Origin of the sequence: Paraburkholderia sp. BL21I4N1 (genome assembly GCF_002973525.1) — a bacterium.
Taxonomy (GTDB): domain Bacteria; phylum Pseudomonadota; class Gammaproteobacteria; order Burkholderiales; family Burkholderiaceae; genus Paraburkholderia.
Genome location: NZ_PVEN01000014.1, coordinates 1 through 15794, shown reverse-complemented (window position 1 = coordinate 15794; position 15794 = coordinate 1). Strand labels below are relative to the sequence as shown.

The window sequence follows — 15794 nt, the reverse complement described above, 5'->3', positions numbered from 1 at the left end:
GGCGGCGCGACGATGCCGCATTCGCATCGGACAGCAGGGTGGAACGGGAAGCAGTCCGCTGACGGTAACGGCCGCCTGTGGCATCGGCGTGTCGAATGCTACGGACCATTTTTGACGCCGAGGTGGCGGAGCTGGCCGCCGGACCAACGCGCGCTCAGGTCGTCCAGGCGGCGCCGTCGGGAAAACGATAGCGCTCGAGCGACGCCGCGTGCATTTCGATGCTGTAGCCCGGACGCTGCGGCGGCATGTAACGGCCATGGCGGATCACGACAGGATCCACGAAATGCTCGTGCAGATGATCCACGTACTCGAGCACCCGATTCTCCAGCGACGCTGACACGCAGAGATAGTCGAACAGCGAAATATGCTGCACGTACTCGCACAAACCAACGCCGCCCGCATGCGGACACACCGGCACGCCGAATTTCGCCGCCATCAGCAGCACCACGATCACTTCGTTCAACCCGCCCAGCCGGCAACTGTCGACCTGACAAAAGTCGATCGCCCGCGCCTGCAGCAACTGTTTGAACATCACCCGATTGTGGCAATGCTCGCCCGTCGCCACGCCGATCGGCTTGAGCCGCTGACGGATCGCCGCGTGGCCGAGAATGTCGTCGGGGCTGGTCGGCTCTTCGATCCACCACGGGTCGAATTGCGCGAGGCGTCGCATGTTCGCCACCGCTTCGTCGACGTCCCAGACCTGGTTCGCATCCATCATCAGCTTGCGGCTTTCGCCGATCTCTTCCCGAAGAATGCGCGCGCGGCGCATGTCTTCGTCGAGATTGCCGCCCACTTTCTGCTTGAAATGCGTCCAGCCCTGCGCGACGCCTTCGCGCGCGAGTCGGCGAATCTTGTCGTCGTCGTAACCGAGCCAGCCGGCCGATGTCGTGTACGCCGGATAGCCTTGCGCAAGCATCTCCGCTTCGCGCTCGCCGCGTGTCGACGCATGACGATGCAGCATCGCGATGGCTTCCTGCGGCGTGATCGCGTCGGTCACGTAACGGAAGTCGAGACACCGCACGAGGTCTTCCGGGCTCATGTCGGCCAGCAGCTTCCACACCGGCTTGCCTTCCGCCTTGGCCCACAGGTCCCAGGCGGCATTGACGACGGCGGCGGTCGCCAGATGGATCGCGCCTTTGTCCGGACCGATCCAGCGCAGTTGACTGTCCGACGTCAGCGCGCGCCAGAACGCGCCCATGTTCGCCGCGATCTCTTCGAGCGTCCTGCCCACCACCAGCGGCGCCAGCGCCTTCACCGCCGCCACGCAGATCTCGTTACCGCGTCCGATCGTGAACGTCAGGCCATGACCCGTGAGCCCTTGCGGCTGCGTCGAATCGGTTTCGAGCGTCACGTAGGTGGCGGAGTAATCCGGCGCCGCGTTCATCGCGTCGGAGCCGTCCAGCGAACGCGAGGTCGGAAAGCGGATGTCCCGCACGGACAGGTTGGTGATCGTAGTCACTTGCGCACGCTCCTGAGCGACAGCTGTCGATGTCCGCCTGTTCCACCCCGCCCGACGGAACCAGAAAGAGAGAGACCGGCGCCACGCGCGCGGCCTCTCCCATCGCGCCTTCGGCGCAACTCAGTCATACAGCACGGCGGCAATCTTCGGATCGCTCATATTGCTCTTGTCGTACCAGTAGAAGCCGGTGTCGACCTTCTTCGGCAGCTTTTCGCCCTTCAGCGCCTTCATCGCCGAATCAACGACGCACTTGCCGATGCCGACCGGGTTTTGCGTGATCGCACCCAGCATCAGGCCGGAATTGATGTCGTCTTTCTGCTCCTTGCCGGAGTCGTAGCCGATCAGCACGAGCTTCTTGCCCGACTCCTTGACGCCGATCGCGGCGCCTTCCGCCGAGCCTTCATTCGAGCCGAAAATTCCCTTCAGGTTGGGATTGGCCTGAATCATCGCCTTGGCGATTTCCGCGGATTTCAGGTGGTCGCCGCCGCCGTACTGCACGGAGACGATCTTGATGTTCGGATGCTTCGCCTTCATCTCGTTCAGGAAGCCATCGCGACGGTCCACACCGGTGCGGCTGGTCTGGTCGTGCACCACCAGACCCACCTCACCCGAATCGCCGATGGCCGCCGCCATCTTGTCGGCGGCGAGTGCGGCCGCGGCGAGATTGTCGGTCGCGCAGGTGGTGAGCGGAATGTCGCTGTCGACACCCGAGTCGAACGCGATCACCGGTATTTTCGCGGCCTGCGCGCGGCGCAGCAGCGGAATGGCTGCCTTGCTGTCGAGCGCGGCGATGCCGAGCGCCTGCGGTTTCTTGGCCAGCGCCGCCGACAGCATGTCGATCTGCTTGTCGACCATGGCCTCGGTTTCGGGGCCTTCGAACGTGATGCGGGCTTTCTGTTCCTTCGCCGCCTGCTCCGCGCCGGATTTGACGGCTTGCCAGAACTGATGCTGGAAGCCCTTCGAGATCAGCGGAATATACGGTTCTTCTGCGCGGGCAAGATTCGTCACGCCGACCAGCGCGCCCACGCCGACCACGACACCGAATAGTTTTCGATTCAACATGGCTACTCTCCTCCTAAGGTGGACCACCGCCTTCATTGATGAGGAAGCCCTTTCGCGCTCCCCTTTTTGATTTCGTCTTCTGGCGCGTCAGCGCTTGCTGCGCCGCAGGATATCGGCATACACCGCGAGAATGATGATCAGCCCCGTCACGACGATCTGCCATTCCTGAGCGACCGACATGATGCGCAGCCCGTTGGTCAGCACGCTCATGATGAACGCGCCGATGATCGTGCCGAGAATGGTGCCCGCCCCGCCGCTCAGCGAGGTGCCGCCGATCACCACGGCGGCGATCGCTTCGAGTTCATAGCCCTGGCCGAGCGCCGGTTGCGCGGAATTCAGCCGCGACGCGATCAGCAAGCCGGCAATGCCGCAAATGGCGCCGCCGAGCGCATAAATGGCAATCTTCCAGCGGTCGACGTTGACACCCGACAGACGCACCGCTTCTTCATTGCTGCCGAGCGCGAACGTGTAGCGGCCAAGCGCGGTGCGATTCAACGTCAGCGAACTGACGATCGCGAGGAAGAACAGAATCAGCACGCCGTTCGGCACCGGCAGGTTCGGCAGCACGTAACCGATCAGCGAATCCTGCGAAATCAGATAGAAGTTTTCGGTGTCGGTGAAGTAAATCGGCTTGTCGGCCGAGACCACCAGCGAGAGCCCTTTCAGCAGCAGCATCATGCCGAGCGTCGCGATGAACGGCGGGATTTTCATCTTGGCGATGAGGGTTCCGGAAATGGTCCCGCACAGCGCGCCGGCGCCGATCGCCGCGAGTACGCCGGTCCACATCGGCAGATGCCAGTAGGTCAGAAACACGCCGCAAATGACGGCCGTGAAGGTCATCAACGTGCCAACCGACAGATCGATGCCGCCGGTAATGATGATGAACGTGCAGGCAATCGCCAGCACGCCGTTGACGGCCGTGGCCTGCAGAATGCCGAGAATATTGTCGATCTGCATGAACGCCGGCGACGCGAAACTGAAAAACACCAGCAGCAGGATCAGGCTCGCGAACGCCAGCATCTTCTGCAGCGCGGCCGGCGCGAAGAGGCGCGCTCTCAGGCCGGAGGCGTGTCCGTCGTTCGCTAACGCCGACGTTTCCGATGGCAACTTCATTCAGACCTCTCGAGGTTCATGCCGCTGCTTTCAGGGTGTCGCGCTGCGTCGCGAGATGCATGATGCTTTCCTGCGAGGCTTCGGCGGCTGAGAGTTCACCGGTAATGCGACCCTCGCACATCACGACGATACGGTCGCTCATGCGCAGGATTTCCGGCAGTTCCGACGAAATCATCACGATCGCCTTGCCTTGCGCGGCAAGCGCGCGCAACAGCTTGTAAATTTCGGTTTTGGCACCGACGTCGATGCCGCGCGTGGGTTCGTCGAAAAACAGCACGTCGCAGTCGCGTTCGAGCCATTTGGCGATCACGACCTTCTGCTGATTGCCGCCGGATAGCAGACGCACCGGCTGCGTCGCGGACGGCGTGCGAATCGCGAGCAGCTTGATGAAATGACCGGCGGTGCGGCGAATCCGTGCACGTCGCAGGAAAAAATTGAGCGACAGGAATTTGCCGAGATTGGACATGACGATGTTCGACTCGACGTCCATGCCGGTCGCGAGGCCGTAGCGCTTGCGGTCTTCCGACAGGTAGCCGATGCCGTGCGCGACGGCATCGCTCGGCTGACGGATCGTCGCTTTCTTCCCTCGCACGACGATCTCGCCGGATTCGATCGGATCGGCGCCGAACACCGCACGCGCGACCTCGGTGCGACCGGCGCCCATCAGGCCGGCGAAACCCAGAATCTCGCCATTGTGTAGCGTGAAGCTCACGTCTCTAACCAGCGGGCCGGCGTTCAGGTGTTTGACTTCGAGCGCGATGTCGCCCTTGTCCGCAGCGTTGTTGGGCGGCTCGACGTCGGTCAGGGTGCGCCCGACCATCATGCCGATGATCGTCTCGACACTGGCGTCCGCGACCGCGACGGTGGCCACGTATTCGCCGTCGCGTAATACGGTCACGCGGTCGGCGATCTGCTTCAGTTCGTCCATTTTGTGGGAAATGTAGACGATGCCCACGCCCCGGCTCTTCAGTTCGCGGATGATGCGGAACAGCTCGGCGATCTCGGCGTCGTTGAGTGCCGAGGTCGGTTCGTCCATGATGAGCACGCGCGAATCGAACGACAACGCCTTGGCGATCTCGACCATTTGCTGTTTGGCCACGGTCAGTGAACCGACCAGCGCGCGCGGGTCGATGCTCACGTGCATGCGGCCGAGAATCTCGCGGGCCTGTGCGTTGAGCCGATCTTCGTCGAGGAAAATGCCGAGGCGCCCGCGCGGCTCGCGGCCGATGAAGATGTTCTGCGCGACGCTCAGATGGTTCATCAGTTGGAGTTCCTGATGAATGATGCCGACGCCGACGGCTTGTGCGTCGCGCGGGCTTTGGAAATCGACCGGCTCGCCGTCGACGAGGATTTCGCCGGTGTCGCGCGTGTACACGCCGGCGAGGATTTTCATTAGCGTCGATTTGCCAGCGCCGTTTTCACCCATCAGGGCGTGGACTTCGCCGGTCACGAGTTCCAGCTGAACCTCGTGAAGCGCTCGCACGCCGGGGAAGCTCTTGCTGAGCTTTTTTACGGAAATGAGTGGGATCATGGCGCGGATCTGGCGACAAATCCGCAACGACCGCGAATCTCGGCGCGAGAGGCGGGTCGAGAAAACACCGGCTGTGACCGGGTTGAGTGAAGGAAATCGCAACGAGAAACCAGGCGCATTGCTGGGCTCCCAAATCGATGTGCGACGATTCTACGCCGGTGCGCGGTGGAGGCTCAAGGCGGGGCATTCCCGGAGGTTAACGCGGCATCGCCACAGCCGGGAACCCGGCGCCGCGTTCACTCCGTCGAATCGAAATCGTCCTCGGCTGCATTCAGCATCGCAGCCAGCGTGCTCAGGCCCGCGTCGAGCTGATCCATGGTCGGCGCTGCCAGCGCAAGTCTGACGGCGTTCGGTGCATGCCCGGACGACACCGCGAAGGTAGTAGACGGCGTCAGCCCGATGTCACGCCTGGCCGCGGCAGCAACCAGCGCTTGGGAGCGCCAGTGCGCCGGCAGCGTCAACCACAGGTGATAGCATTTTCCGTTGGTGCGGATATCGAAACCCGCCAGCCGGTCGGCCGCCAGTGTCTGACGCGCGCTCGCGTCGAGGCGCTTCAGTCGCGCAAGCTCGGCAACGGTGCCGTCGCGCATCATCCGCTGCCCAGCCGCCATCGCAAATCCCGATGCGGTCCATCCACCTGAGCGCACCGAGGCTATGACGCTTTCACGTAGTCGAGGCGGCGAAGCAATGAAGCCCAAGGTCAGGCCAGGCGCGACCCGTTTCGACAGACTGTCGATGACGATGCAGGCGTCCGGTGCGAGCGCGGCAAGCGGCGGCTCATCGTCGAGGAAGCCGTAGACGTTATCTTCGATCACGGGAATGCCGAGCTTGTCGACGACCCGCAGCAGATCGGCCCGGCGGCCGGCGTTCATCGTCATGCCCAATGGATTCTGAATGGCCGGCTGAAGGTAAATCGCCGAGAGCCGGGCCTCGCGATGCGCCTTCTGCACCGAGTCAGGCCGTACCCCGTCTTCATCCATTGCCAGCGGCACCAGCGAAATACCCAGCCGCGCGGCGATGCCCTTGATGAACGGATAGGTCAACGCCTCCACGCCGCAGCGCGCCCCCGTGGGAACGACCGCGCCAATGGCCGCGGCAATGCTTTGCCGTCCGTTGCCGGTGAACACGAGCTGGTCGGGTGCAAGCGACCATGCATCCTGCGACAGATACGCGGCCGCGGCGCTTCGCAGTGCCGGTGTCCCGACGCTGATCGCCTGCGACAAGGCGGCGTCGAGTTCAGTCCGCATCTGCAACTCTTTCAGACTCCTGGCTATCAGGGCACTTTGCCCGGCGAGGATGGGGTAATTGAACTCGAGGTCGATCCTCACGCCGCGCGGTTCACCCGGCGCCGCCACGCCGCGTCTCGCCTCACCCGAGATGAAGGTGCCCCGGCCTACTTCGCCGACCACCAGACCACGGCGCAATAGCTCCGTGTAGACCCGGCTCGCCGTCGATACGGCGATCTTCTGCCGGTCCGCGAACTTGCGCTGCGGCGGCAGCCGGTCGCCCGGCTTGAGCGTGCCGTCCGCGATTTGCGCGGCGATCGCGTCGGCCAGTTGTAGATAGTCGGATTTCGACATGGATTGCACCGAGGTCAATGTTTATATTGCACCGATATAAATGTCGGTTCATTCTATTCACGTCGAGTCGATTGTACCGGGACTCAAAAAGCTTTCGTGGCCCCCTCCCGCGTTTTGCTCGACGAGCGTCAACGCCGACTGCCCCGGCTGCGGCGCCACGCCATGGAACCGCCATCGGAGAAGCAACATGGGCCTGCAACTGACGTTCATCACGATCCTGGTCGCCCTCGCCGGCGTCTTTCTGATCGCGTTCATGCGAGGCGCGTTCGGCGGCGGGTTCGCGATCATCGGCATTCCGCTGTTGTCGTGCGTGATGGATCCGGTCACCGCCGGCGGCCTGCTCGCCCCGCTGTTCATCGCGATGGATCTGTTCGCGCTGCGCTACTGGAAGCCGTCGACCTGGTCGAAGCCGGACCTTGCGCTGCTTCTGCCGGGACTCGTGACCGGCATCGGCTTCGGCTACCTGGCATTCCGCTACCTCGACCATCGCGCCATCGAGATTCTGATGGCGGTGATCACGCTGATGTTCGTCGGCCTGTGGTTCGTTGCCGGCGCGGAATTGAGCCGCCGTCCGCGTTCGTCGCCGAAGGCCGTCACGGCCGGCCTTGCCTCCGGAATCACGACCATGGTGGCGCACTCGGGCGGACCGCCGCTCGCGATGTATCTGCTGCCGCTCGGTCTCAGCAAGGAAATGTACGCGGGAACGACGAGCATGTTCTTCACCGTGGGCAACGCGACCAAGGCGGTGCCGTGGCTGCTGATCGTGAAGCCGACCGCGAACGTCTGGGTATTGATGGCCGTGTGTCTCGTGGCGATTCCGGCGGGCGTTATGTCCGGTTGGCGGCTTCACGGCTCGCTGGACCAGCGACAGATCTATCGCATCTGCTACGGACTGCTCGTCGTCACCGCATTGAAGCTGCTATGGGACGGCGTTTCCGGTTATCTCGCGTGATTTCCATCGCGCTCATTCAGACTGACCTCTCGCGCCAAGCCGCTCCCTCAGGCGTGGAATCGAAAAATCCAGGAACGCTCGCAATTTCAGCGGCACCTGGCGCTGGCTGGGATAAATCAGACTGACCGGAATAGGCGGCAGTTCGTATTTGCTCAGCACGGTCACGAGCGTTTTCGACTTGACCTGTTCGTCGATCTGACACGACAACACTCGGGCAATGCCCGCGCCCGCGGCTGCCGCGATCACTGCCGCCTCGATCGAATTGACGACGAGGCGCCAGCGGATCGGAATAGTCTCGAAACCCGCCTCGTGGCGGAACTCCCAGTTCATGCCTGCCGTGAAGTGTTCGTAGCCCACGCAGTCGTGAACCATCAGATCCGCCGGGCAGTTCGGCGTGCCCCTGACTTTCAGGTAGGCCGGGCTCGCGCACAGCACCTGCCGGATCAAGCCCACGCGCGTGCCGATCATGCTGCTGTCGGGTAACTCGCCGACGCGCATGGCCACGTCCACCTGCTCCTCCAGCAGACTCACGTTCCGATTCACGAACTGCACCCGTATGCGGATGTCGGGGTACGCGTGCAAAAAGTCGACGATAACCGGGAGCGCATGCGCGCGTCCCATCACGAGCGGCACGCTGATGGTCAACTCGCCCTGCGGCGCGTGGTATTCGCCGGCGGCCGTGCGCTCGGCTTCCGCGAGGTCGTCCATGATCCGGCGGCATGACGCGACATAAGTACGCCCCGCCTCGGTGAGCGCGAGCTTCCGATTACCGCGCAAAAGCAGGCGCATCTTGAGGTGATCTTCGAGTTCCGAGACGCGGCGGCTCACCGTTGCCAGCGGAATACGCAACTGGCGGCTGGCTGCGGAGAGGCTTCCGTTGTCGACGGCCGCAAGCAGGATGGTGATAGCTTCAAGTCGATCCATAGCGTTTCACTCATGGAAGGCCACCTCTCAAATCTATCGTCTATTCGGCCAATGAGGAAGGGAATAAATTGTTCTTTAAGCCCGGCTCACCCGACGGCACATGACTCAACGTTTGAGGTCCACGCATGCATTTCGACACGCTCACCGTTCACCGTTCACCGTAAAGAGGCTGTTCTGTTCAGGCTGGCGCCGGTCGAGGACTTCCGTCGCGATTCCGATCTGTCTGGCGAGGGTGTACGAAACCCCGAGGCGTAAAGCCGGATTCAGGCCGCGATGCGTCGCGGCTTCCAGACCCGCGACGCGAAGCTGAAGCTGGCCGAACTGCCGGGCGATCTGAACGAAGACTGATCAGAACTGCATGCCCGTAGATCACGCACACATTCCCAAAGGGCGCTGCAAAGCCGCTCATTTTTCTTTGAGAAAAAACATCATGCCTATCGCTTTCCCATCGCACACCCGGTGCAGTCCGCTGACCGGTGCCGCCGCGCCCATACTCGGCCTTTTGCTGGCCGCTGTCTTCAGCTACGCGCATGCCGCACCGCCTGCGGATCAGTCTTCCGCGACATCTCGCACCACGGTTGACGACGACTCGATCCGGCCTTTCCATATCCACGTTCCGGACGAAACACTCGTCGACCTGCGCCACCGTATCGACGCGACGCGGTGGCCCGATAAGGAAACGGTCGCCGATCAATCTCAAGGCGTGCAGGAAGCCAGAATTCAGGCGCTCGTGCAGTACTGGGGCACGGACTACGACTGGCGTAAAACGGAGGCACGGCTGAACGCGCTGCCGATGTTCGTAACCACGATCGACGGCGTCGACATCCAGTTCATCCACGTGAAATCCCGTCATCGCAATGCCCTGCCGCTGATCATCACTCACGGTTGGCCGGGCTCGCCGCTGGAACTCGAGAAGGCCATCGGTCCGCTCACCGACCCTACCGCCTATGGCGGCCGCGCGGGCGACGCCTTCGATGTCGTTATCCCCGCGATGCCTGGCTACGGTTTCTCCGGCAAACCGACCGGCACGGGCTGGGATCCCGACCACATCGCGCGGGCGTGGGACGTGCTGATGAAACGTCTGGGTTACAAACAGTATGTGTCTCAGGGCGGCGACTGGGGTTCCGTGGTGGCGGACGCGATGGGGCGTCAGGCTCCCGTGGGGCTGCTGGGCATTCACGTCAATATGCCCGCAACGGTGCCGCCGGACGTCGCGAAGGCGCTCAACCACGGTGAACCGGCGCCGGCCGGACTCTCCGATGCAGAAAAGGCGGCGTATGCGTCACTCGCCGATCTGTACAAGAAAGGCGCCGGCTATGCGGCCATGATGGTTACTCGTCCGCAGACCGAAGGCTATGGTCTGGCCGATTCGCCGGCGGGTCAGGCCGCCTGGATGTACGACAAATTCGCGGCCTGGACCGATAGCGGCGGCGACCCCGAGCGAGCACTCACCAAAGACCAGATGCTCGACGACATCACGCTCTACTGGGTCACGAATACGTCGACCTCGTCGGCGCGGCTCTACTGGGAGAACAACAACAACAATTTCAACGCCGCAGAGCAGCAGACCGCCGAGATCTCGGTCCCGGTTGCCGTGACGGTGTTTCCCGGCGAAATCTATCGGGCGCCGCGAAGCTGGGCCGAACGCAGTTATCGCAAGCTCAGCTATTTCCACGAGGTCAATAAAGGTGGCCACTTCGCTGCATGGGAACAACCGCAACTCTTCGCCGAAGAGCTCCGCGCGGCGTTCAGGCCGTTGCGCCGGCATGCCTGAATAGAAAAGCCGCCGTCGAATGGTTCATGCCGCAGCGCGGCCAACCGGATGTGAGGCATGGGAAGGCGCTTTCGCTGTCAGCCGGGCGCCCTCCTATCAGGCCATTCCTGATATCCTCGCCGACGGAAAAGACGCACGACCTCTAGTGCGCGCTTGCTGGCTGGAACCATTGAGAAGATAAATCATGACGACAACACCGGGCTCTGTCGCGCAAACCACTACCGGCGTAGCGGCCGGTCTGGCGATCCTCTATTTTTTGCGGCCGGTGCTCGTTCCGTTCTTTCTGGCGGTGTTGCTCCGGATTCTGATTGCCGGCATCGTCTCGCTGGTTGTCCGGCTGCTGCCCCGCGCGCCTAAATGGCTGATACTCGTCGCGACCGCGGCGATTGTCGGCTTCAGCGCCTACAGCATTTTTATCGTGATCCTTCAGGGCATGAGCGACCTCATCAAACAGGCGCCTGTGCTCCCGGCTCAACTCGACAGTCTCATTCGATCGGTTAGCGTGGGATTTGGCCGCAAGTTCGATCTGGCGAGCGTGCTGGGATTGGTGGATTTCCCAGCGCTGGAGCATGGTCTCGCGGCCGGCGTGGGCGACGCCGTGTCGAAAGCATTCCTGACGTTGTTCTTCTTTGTGTTCATGCTGCTGGGACCGGGAAGCGACGCCGATCCCAAGATAATCAAGGCAACCACCAACGAAGCGCGAGCAAACTCGCAGCGCGTGGTGCTGTCCAAAATCACACGCAGGGTACAGGCGTACCTGGTTTCCCAGACGGCGATCAACCTGGCGATTGCCGCGATTTCCGCTGGGGTGTTCCGCTTTGCTGAATTGCCCGATACGGCGTTCTGGTCGGTGACGGTGTTTCTTCTGGCCTTCATGCCGGTGGTCGGACCTTTCGTGGCGAGCGTCGTGCCTGCGGTATTCGCGGCGATCCACAGCGGATCGGTCGCGGTGCCGCTCGGTGTGTTCGTGATCGTGCTGGCGGTGTTCCAGATCGCACACAACCTCATCCTGCCGAAAGTCCAGGCCAAGAGCACCAATACGGACCCGCTTATCGGGATCTTCGCGCTGGGAATCTGGACGCTTCTGTGGGGCGTGCCGGGCGCCATTCTCGCAACGCCCTTGACCGTGCTGATGATGGTGATCGCAGCGCAGTTTGAGAGTACTCGCTGGCTAGCGATTTTGATGTCGCACGATGGCGTGCCGGATGCGGTGGATGCGCCATTGCCTGGCAGATGAAGCGGGGGTGCAAGGATTGACCACCGCCGTCATACCGGGTTTGAAGCCTCCATCGGCTATTCGTCGTTTTCTACAATGGCCGTTGGAGGGTCTGCGTCCCACTCACGTGACGAGCACAGCTTTCGCACCGTCCGCAGACTCGTAAGTCATCGCGAGTTCGATCTGATCGCGACGGAATTCCTCGCCGATTCTGGTCGTGAACATCGGATCGTCGATCAAGCCTTCCAGCGTTTTCAGCGCGGCAACAAGCTTCGCCGGCTCCTTCACCGTCCGGCTTTCGAAATTGCTGAACCGCTTCATGCTCAGGTTCTTCATCATGAACAGTGCGGACTGAATGGAAACCGGCGCTGCAGCGCCCAAAAAACCGTAGAGATAGATCGTCGAATTCATCGGCAAACCAGGCGCGATTGTTGTTAGCAGGTCGCCGCCGACCCCATCGAATACCGCCGTCGTCCCCAGTTCGGTGGACGGCACACCAAGGACGTCGGTGAAGCCCTCGGTGGTGACGAGGACATGCTCCACGCCCGAACGGAGCAGCGCGTCCCGCGCAGCCGTGGTCCGCACCAGAAAAATCGCCGGTATATTTCTGCTGCGTGCAAGCGAAGCAAGCGCGTGGCCGGTCGCCGAATTCCCGGCGGTGACGATGACGCCCTTGTGGCCCGCGTCAGCGATTTCTTCGAGAAAGGCGTAAGCCGTCATGACGTTGACGAGCGAGCCACAATAGTCGCGTGCACGGACACGGTCCGGCAGGATCAAACACGCCGGATAAGGTACATGTGCCCGTTCGCACCACAGCCCGATACTCTCCGGGCTTCTGTCGAGCGATCGGTATATCGCCACCTGCTTGCCCGTATATTCCACGGGCACGCCCTCACCCACCGCGACCACGCGTCCGGCCCCCGACGCACCCCATACGCCATGCTGACCCAATGCGAAGGCTTGACCGGCTGCCGTGGGTATCCTCAGGAACGTTTTGTCGCCGTGGTTGATCGCCGACGCGTCCATGTCGATCAGCACATGACCCGGCGCAGGCGTGTCCGGAGTCGGGATGTCACGAACAACAAGCTCACGGTCAGGCGTTACACAAATTGCTTTCATCGTTCAACTCCTCTGGTTCAGGTCGGTGATTACATGACCCGTACGATAAGCAACTTCACTCATTGCCGAAACGCTGTCTCGGGACATACCATCTATTCCATTCTGGAATTGATGCGGATAGCCCCTATGGACCGAGTGAACGCGATTCGCCTGTTTGTACGCCTGGTCGAATGCGGCAGTTTTTCCGCCGTGGGGCGCGAGGAAGGGATTGGACAGCCTGCGGTCAGCAAACAGATCGGCGCGCTGGAACGGCATCTGGGTGCGCAGCTCGTTTTGCGGACCTCGCGCCAGGTGGTGATCACGGACGCAGGACAAACTTTCTACGATTCGGCGAGGCAACTGGTGGATGACTTCGATGCGCTCGAGTCGTCCGTAGGCGATCGCCAGCAGTCGCCACGAGGCGTGGTCAGGGTCAACACGGCGCCGGCCCATGGCCGGCTTTGCATCACGCCGCTGCTACCAGCGTTCTTCCGACAGTATCCCGACGTCGCGATCGAATTGTCGGTGTCGGAGCGACATGTCGACCTCGTCGGCGACGGCGTCGATCTGGCGGTTCGTCATGGGCGACTGGTGGACTCGTCCCTCACCGCGCGGAAGCTGTCGGAGACAGACTTCGTGCTTGCGGCGAGCCCAGGCTATCTGGCGGCTCACGGTATTCCGACACGGCTTGCGGACCTCGATAATCACACTTGCATCGTCTTTGCGAATGGCCGGGAGCGCTACCCGTGGTCGCTCAGGGTGGGTAAGGAGCGCGTCTCTTATGTGCCGCACGGCTCGCTGCTCACTGGCGATGCGGAGCACATTCGCGCGGCCGTGCTGTGCGGCCTTGGCATTGCTCAGGCGCCGTTTTGGCTCATGGAGGAAGAAATCCAATCCGGCAAGATCCAGGTGTTAATGCACGATTTGCAACCTGAGCGTGTGCCTATTCACCTTGTTTATCCGGCGGGTCGACGGGTTCCGATGAGGGTTCGCGTGTTCATTGAATATCTTGTTTCGGCGTTTGCGCGTTCAGCACTTTGAAATGCAGTTTCGTTAGCTGTGGCTGTAAGTGGGCCGGGGCCGACACGGGGAATTATCGTGTGGTCTATTTGTTCCGTTCGAATTTTTCGTAGTGGCCGAACTGAGCCCGAAGTCGACCGGCGCTGTTCGCCTTCTACCATCCCATTCAATCAGCATACGCAACCCTAGCCCTCCTCAAAATCGCAAACGCCATCGCACGCTTCCCGAGCGGTTGCAAAGGATGCCCGGAAGCGGTCAGCGGTACATAGCGATGAACATTCGGCGAGCTTGAACGTCCGACCACCTTCTCGAACAAATCGATCAGTGCCTCTCGCCTCTCGCGACAGCGGCATCCATTCCGCTCGTTCAATCAACGCTGCGCGGGATACTTTATACGCGTGTCAGCCGCCTTTTAGAAGAACGAATGCTGGCGTGGACGACATAGCATCCGACATCTCACGGCCGCGGCCACCTGTATCCACACCCACGAAATTTCCTGCTCGATAGCGGCCGCTCAATAACATCGCCAGCCGACACTTAAATTTCCAGACTCGCTGCCGATATAACAATGGGGGGCGCCGCGCCACGCTTTCTAACCCCCTACATTTACTATCATAACGACCAGAACAATATGACCTATTCGAGAAGACTTTCGATCCTCGTTCCGCTGACTATGCTTGCCGCATGCTCGGTCGTCGCGACGCCTTACTCCCCATCGGTTGAAAACATCCAGACGCTCAAAGACGCTTCCCCCGTGCAAGCGCGTATTGGTGACTTTCGCAATCAGGATGGCGGCGACAACCATTACCCATTGCAGGTACGCGCAAACGTAATGCGCTCTCCTGTTGGCAAGTCCTTCGCAGATTATCTTTCGAACGCCGTTACGCAGGAGCTCACGCTCGCCGGCACGCTCTCACCGTCAGCATCGGTCGAGATCGGCGGCGTACTCCTTCAGAACAATGTCGATGCCGGCGTCGGCACGGGTGTGGGGACGATATCGGCGCGTTTCGTCGTCAAACGCGACGGCACTGTGCGCTACGACCAGGTGAAAACCGTGCGTAGCGAATGGGATTCGTCATTCGCGGCAGCGATCGCCGTGCCGAAGGCGACTCAACAATATCCGCTCGTCGTGCAAAAGCTGCTCGGCTCACTGTATTCGGACCCGGCGTTCATCAGCGCCATCCGCTAATTCCACACGGTAATCTAATCAGGAACATTTGTTATGAAACTCAGCAATGTACTGCGCGCGGCATGCGCCGCTGGCGTAATCGCGTTTCTTTCCGGCTGCGCACACGACATCACAATCTCCGGCGACAACGCCGCACTCGCTTCGAAAACGACTCCGCCGATCAATAAGACGGTGGGTCTCATCATTACCGATGAAGAGCGCAACAAGGAAGTTGTCTCTCCGGGCGGCGGCGGCGACAAGGTCGCTTATAAGCCTTATCACGACCTCGAACTGCCGATCTACCTCGAACTCAGCAATCTCTTCAAGGACGTCGTCAAGCTGAACTCGGTGCCCGACGCCGCGACCTCGCAGACGAAGAATCTGAGCTATATCGTGACGCCGACGATCACGACGACCTCGTCTTCGCCTAGCCTGCTCACCTGGCCGCCGACCGACTTCACGGTGACGCTCGAATGCACGGTGACCGACCCGAGCGGCAAGCTCATCACGAAGAAGGCTGTAACCGGCTCGGGTCATGCCGAGTTCAGTGAGTTCAAGCGCAACTTCGGGCTGGCCGCTCAACGCGCCACCCTCGACGCCGTTCAGAAGATGCAGTCGGCGATGCAGGATTCGCCTGAACTTCGCCAGTAACCGACGCGCGAGAACAGATGGAGGGATGCTCGGATAACCGGGCGTCTATCCGTGGGTGGCTGTGAAACGGGGGGAGATAGCTGGATTTGGAAGTGGAGTGCTGGCCGCGGGTCGGCTACTCGAGTTTTCGAGTCGGCAGTCTTATGTCGACCCAGAGTGTGTGAAAACGTATTGATCGCCTAAACTGAATCAACGCACTGAGATCGGGTGACTCATGAAGCGATTCGTTGAAGGCGATGACCGCAA

13 protein-coding genes are annotated in these 15794 nt (G+C 61.5%); 6 read left to right on the top strand and 7 right to left on the bottom strand.

All coding sequences use genetic code 11. The features are described 5' to 3' along the window. Window positions 1–154: 154 nt before the first annotated feature. The 5 genes from B0G83_RS27880 to B0G83_RS27860 all read right to left on the bottom strand — a co-directional run bounded on the left by B0G83_RS27880 (window position 155) and on the right by B0G83_RS27860 (window position 6745). Window positions 155–1459, bottom strand: coding sequence for an L-fuconate dehydratase (locus B0G83_RS27880; RefSeq protein ID WP_105510621.1), 1305 nt, complete (start codon window positions 1457–1459; stop codon window positions 155–157). 120 nt (window positions 1460–1579) lie between these two features. After that, entirely contained in the window at window positions 1580–2521 is a 942-nt protein-coding gene (locus tag B0G83_RS27875) for an ABC transporter substrate-binding protein (RefSeq protein WP_105510620.1), read from the bottom strand. An 87-nt stretch (window positions 2522–2608) separates the two neighbouring features. Beyond that, entirely contained in the window at window positions 2609–3634 is a 1026-nt protein-coding gene (locus B0G83_RS27870) for an ABC transporter permease (RefSeq protein ID WP_105510619.1), read from the bottom strand. A gap of 16 nt (window positions 3635–3650) precedes the next feature. Further along, a complete protein-coding gene (locus B0G83_RS27865; protein ID WP_105510618.1) occupies window positions 3651–5165 on the bottom strand; it encodes a sugar ABC transporter ATP-binding protein in 1515 nt (504 codons plus the stop codon). 236 nt (window positions 5166–5401) lie between these two features. Then, window positions 5402–6745, bottom strand: a complete 1344-nt coding sequence (locus B0G83_RS27860; RefSeq protein WP_105510617.1) for a PLP-dependent aminotransferase family protein — start codon at window positions 6743–6745, stop codon at window positions 5402–5404. Window positions 6746–6932: 187 nt separating this feature from the next. Between B0G83_RS27860 and B0G83_RS27855 the strand changes: the two genes are divergently transcribed. Further along, window positions 6933–7697, top strand: a complete 765-nt coding sequence (locus B0G83_RS27855; RefSeq protein ID WP_105510616.1) for a sulfite exporter TauE/SafE family protein — start codon at window positions 6933–6935, stop codon at window positions 7695–7697. A gap of 12 nt (window positions 7698–7709) precedes the next feature. Here the strand turns inward: B0G83_RS27855 and B0G83_RS27850 are convergent, their stop codons facing one another. Further along, window positions 7710–8621: a LysR family transcriptional regulator gene (locus B0G83_RS27850; RefSeq protein WP_105510615.1), complete on the bottom strand. Its 912-nt coding sequence runs from the start codon at window positions 8619–8621 to the stop codon at window positions 7710–7712. Window positions 8622–9051: 430 nt separating this feature from the next. On the opposite strand from B0G83_RS27850, the gene B0G83_RS27845 reads away from it, so the two are divergent. Together B0G83_RS27845 and B0G83_RS27840 are read left to right on the top strand one after the other, a co-directional pair. Continuing rightward, the gene (locus B0G83_RS27845) at window positions 9052–10395 is read left to right on the top strand and encodes an epoxide hydrolase family protein (RefSeq protein ID WP_105510614.1); all 1344 of its coding nucleotides are present in this window, start codon (window positions 9052–9054) and stop codon (window positions 10393–10395) included. Between the two features lie 184 nt (window positions 10396–10579). Continuing rightward, the gene (locus tag B0G83_RS27840; protein WP_105510613.1) at window positions 10580–11632 is read left to right on the top strand and encodes an AI-2E family transporter; all 1053 of its coding nucleotides are present in this window, start codon (window positions 10580–10582) and stop codon (window positions 11630–11632) included. Between the two features lie 102 nt (window positions 11633–11734). Here the strand turns inward: B0G83_RS27840 and B0G83_RS27835 are convergent, their stop codons facing one another. Continuing rightward, window positions 11735–12730, bottom strand: a complete 996-nt coding sequence (locus B0G83_RS27835) for an alcohol dehydrogenase catalytic domain-containing protein (protein WP_105510612.1) — start codon at window positions 12728–12730, stop codon at window positions 11735–11737. Between the two features lie 126 nt (window positions 12731–12856). Here B0G83_RS27835 and B0G83_RS27830 point away from each other — a divergent pair, with 126 nt between their 5' ends. The 3 genes from B0G83_RS27830 (at window position 12857) to B0G83_RS27820 (ending at window position 15548) form a co-directional block, all read left to right on the top strand. Further along, window positions 12857–13750, top strand: coding sequence for a LysR family transcriptional regulator (locus tag B0G83_RS27830; RefSeq protein ID WP_105510611.1), 894 nt, complete (start codon window positions 12857–12859; stop codon window positions 13748–13750). 610 nt (window positions 13751–14360) lie between these two features. Further along, window positions 14361–14918, top strand: a complete 558-nt coding sequence (locus B0G83_RS27825; protein ID WP_105510610.1) for a hypothetical protein — start codon at window positions 14361–14363, stop codon at window positions 14916–14918. A 33-nt stretch (window positions 14919–14951) separates the two neighbouring features. Continuing rightward, window positions 14952–15548, top strand: coding sequence for a hypothetical protein (locus B0G83_RS27820; protein WP_105510609.1), 597 nt, complete (start codon window positions 14952–14954; stop codon window positions 15546–15548). Window positions 15549–15794: the final 246 nt, after the last annotated feature.

What these genes read in the sequence shown, in the direction of transcription:
- B0G83_RS27860 (WP_105510617.1), bottom strand. Translation starts at nt 6,745, where the DNA reads ATGTCGAAATCCGACTATCTACAACTGGCCGACGCGATCGCCGCGCAA.
- B0G83_RS27830 (WP_105510611.1), top strand. Translation starts at nt 12,857, where the DNA reads ATGGACCGAGTGAACGCGATTCGCCTGTTTGTACGCCTGGTCGAATGC.
- B0G83_RS27835 (WP_105510612.1), bottom strand. Translation starts at nt 12,730, where the DNA reads ATGAAAGCAATTTGTGTAACGCCTGACCGTGAGCTTGTTGTTCGTGAC.
- B0G83_RS27865 (WP_105510618.1), bottom strand. Translation starts at nt 5,165, where the DNA reads ATGATCCCACTCATTTCCGTAAAAAAGCTCAGCAAGAGCTTCCCCGGC.
- B0G83_RS27825 (WP_105510610.1), top strand. Translation starts at nt 14,361, where the DNA reads ATGACCTATTCGAGAAGACTTTCGATCCTCGTTCCGCTGACTATGCTT.
- B0G83_RS27875 (WP_105510620.1), bottom strand. Translation starts at nt 2,521, where the DNA reads ATGTTGAATCGAAAACTATTCGGTGTCGTGGTCGGCGTGGGCGCGCTG.
- B0G83_RS27855 (WP_105510616.1), top strand. Translation starts at nt 6,933, where the DNA reads ATGGGCCTGCAACTGACGTTCATCACGATCCTGGTCGCCCTCGCCGGC.
- B0G83_RS27850 (WP_105510615.1), bottom strand. Translation starts at nt 8,621, where the DNA reads ATGGATCGACTTGAAGCTATCACCATCCTGCTTGCGGCCGTCGACAAC.
- B0G83_RS27840 (WP_105510613.1), top strand. Translation starts at nt 10,580, where the DNA reads ATGACGACAACACCGGGCTCTGTCGCGCAAACCACTACCGGCGTAGCG.
- B0G83_RS27845 (WP_105510614.1), top strand. Translation starts at nt 9,052, where the DNA reads ATGCCTATCGCTTTCCCATCGCACACCCGGTGCAGTCCGCTGACCGGT.
- B0G83_RS27820 (WP_105510609.1), top strand. Translation starts at nt 14,952, where the DNA reads ATGAAACTCAGCAATGTACTGCGCGCGGCATGCGCCGCTGGCGTAATC.
- B0G83_RS27870 (WP_105510619.1), bottom strand. Translation starts at nt 3,634, where the DNA reads ATGAAGTTGCCATCGGAAACGTCGGCGTTAGCGAACGACGGACACGCC.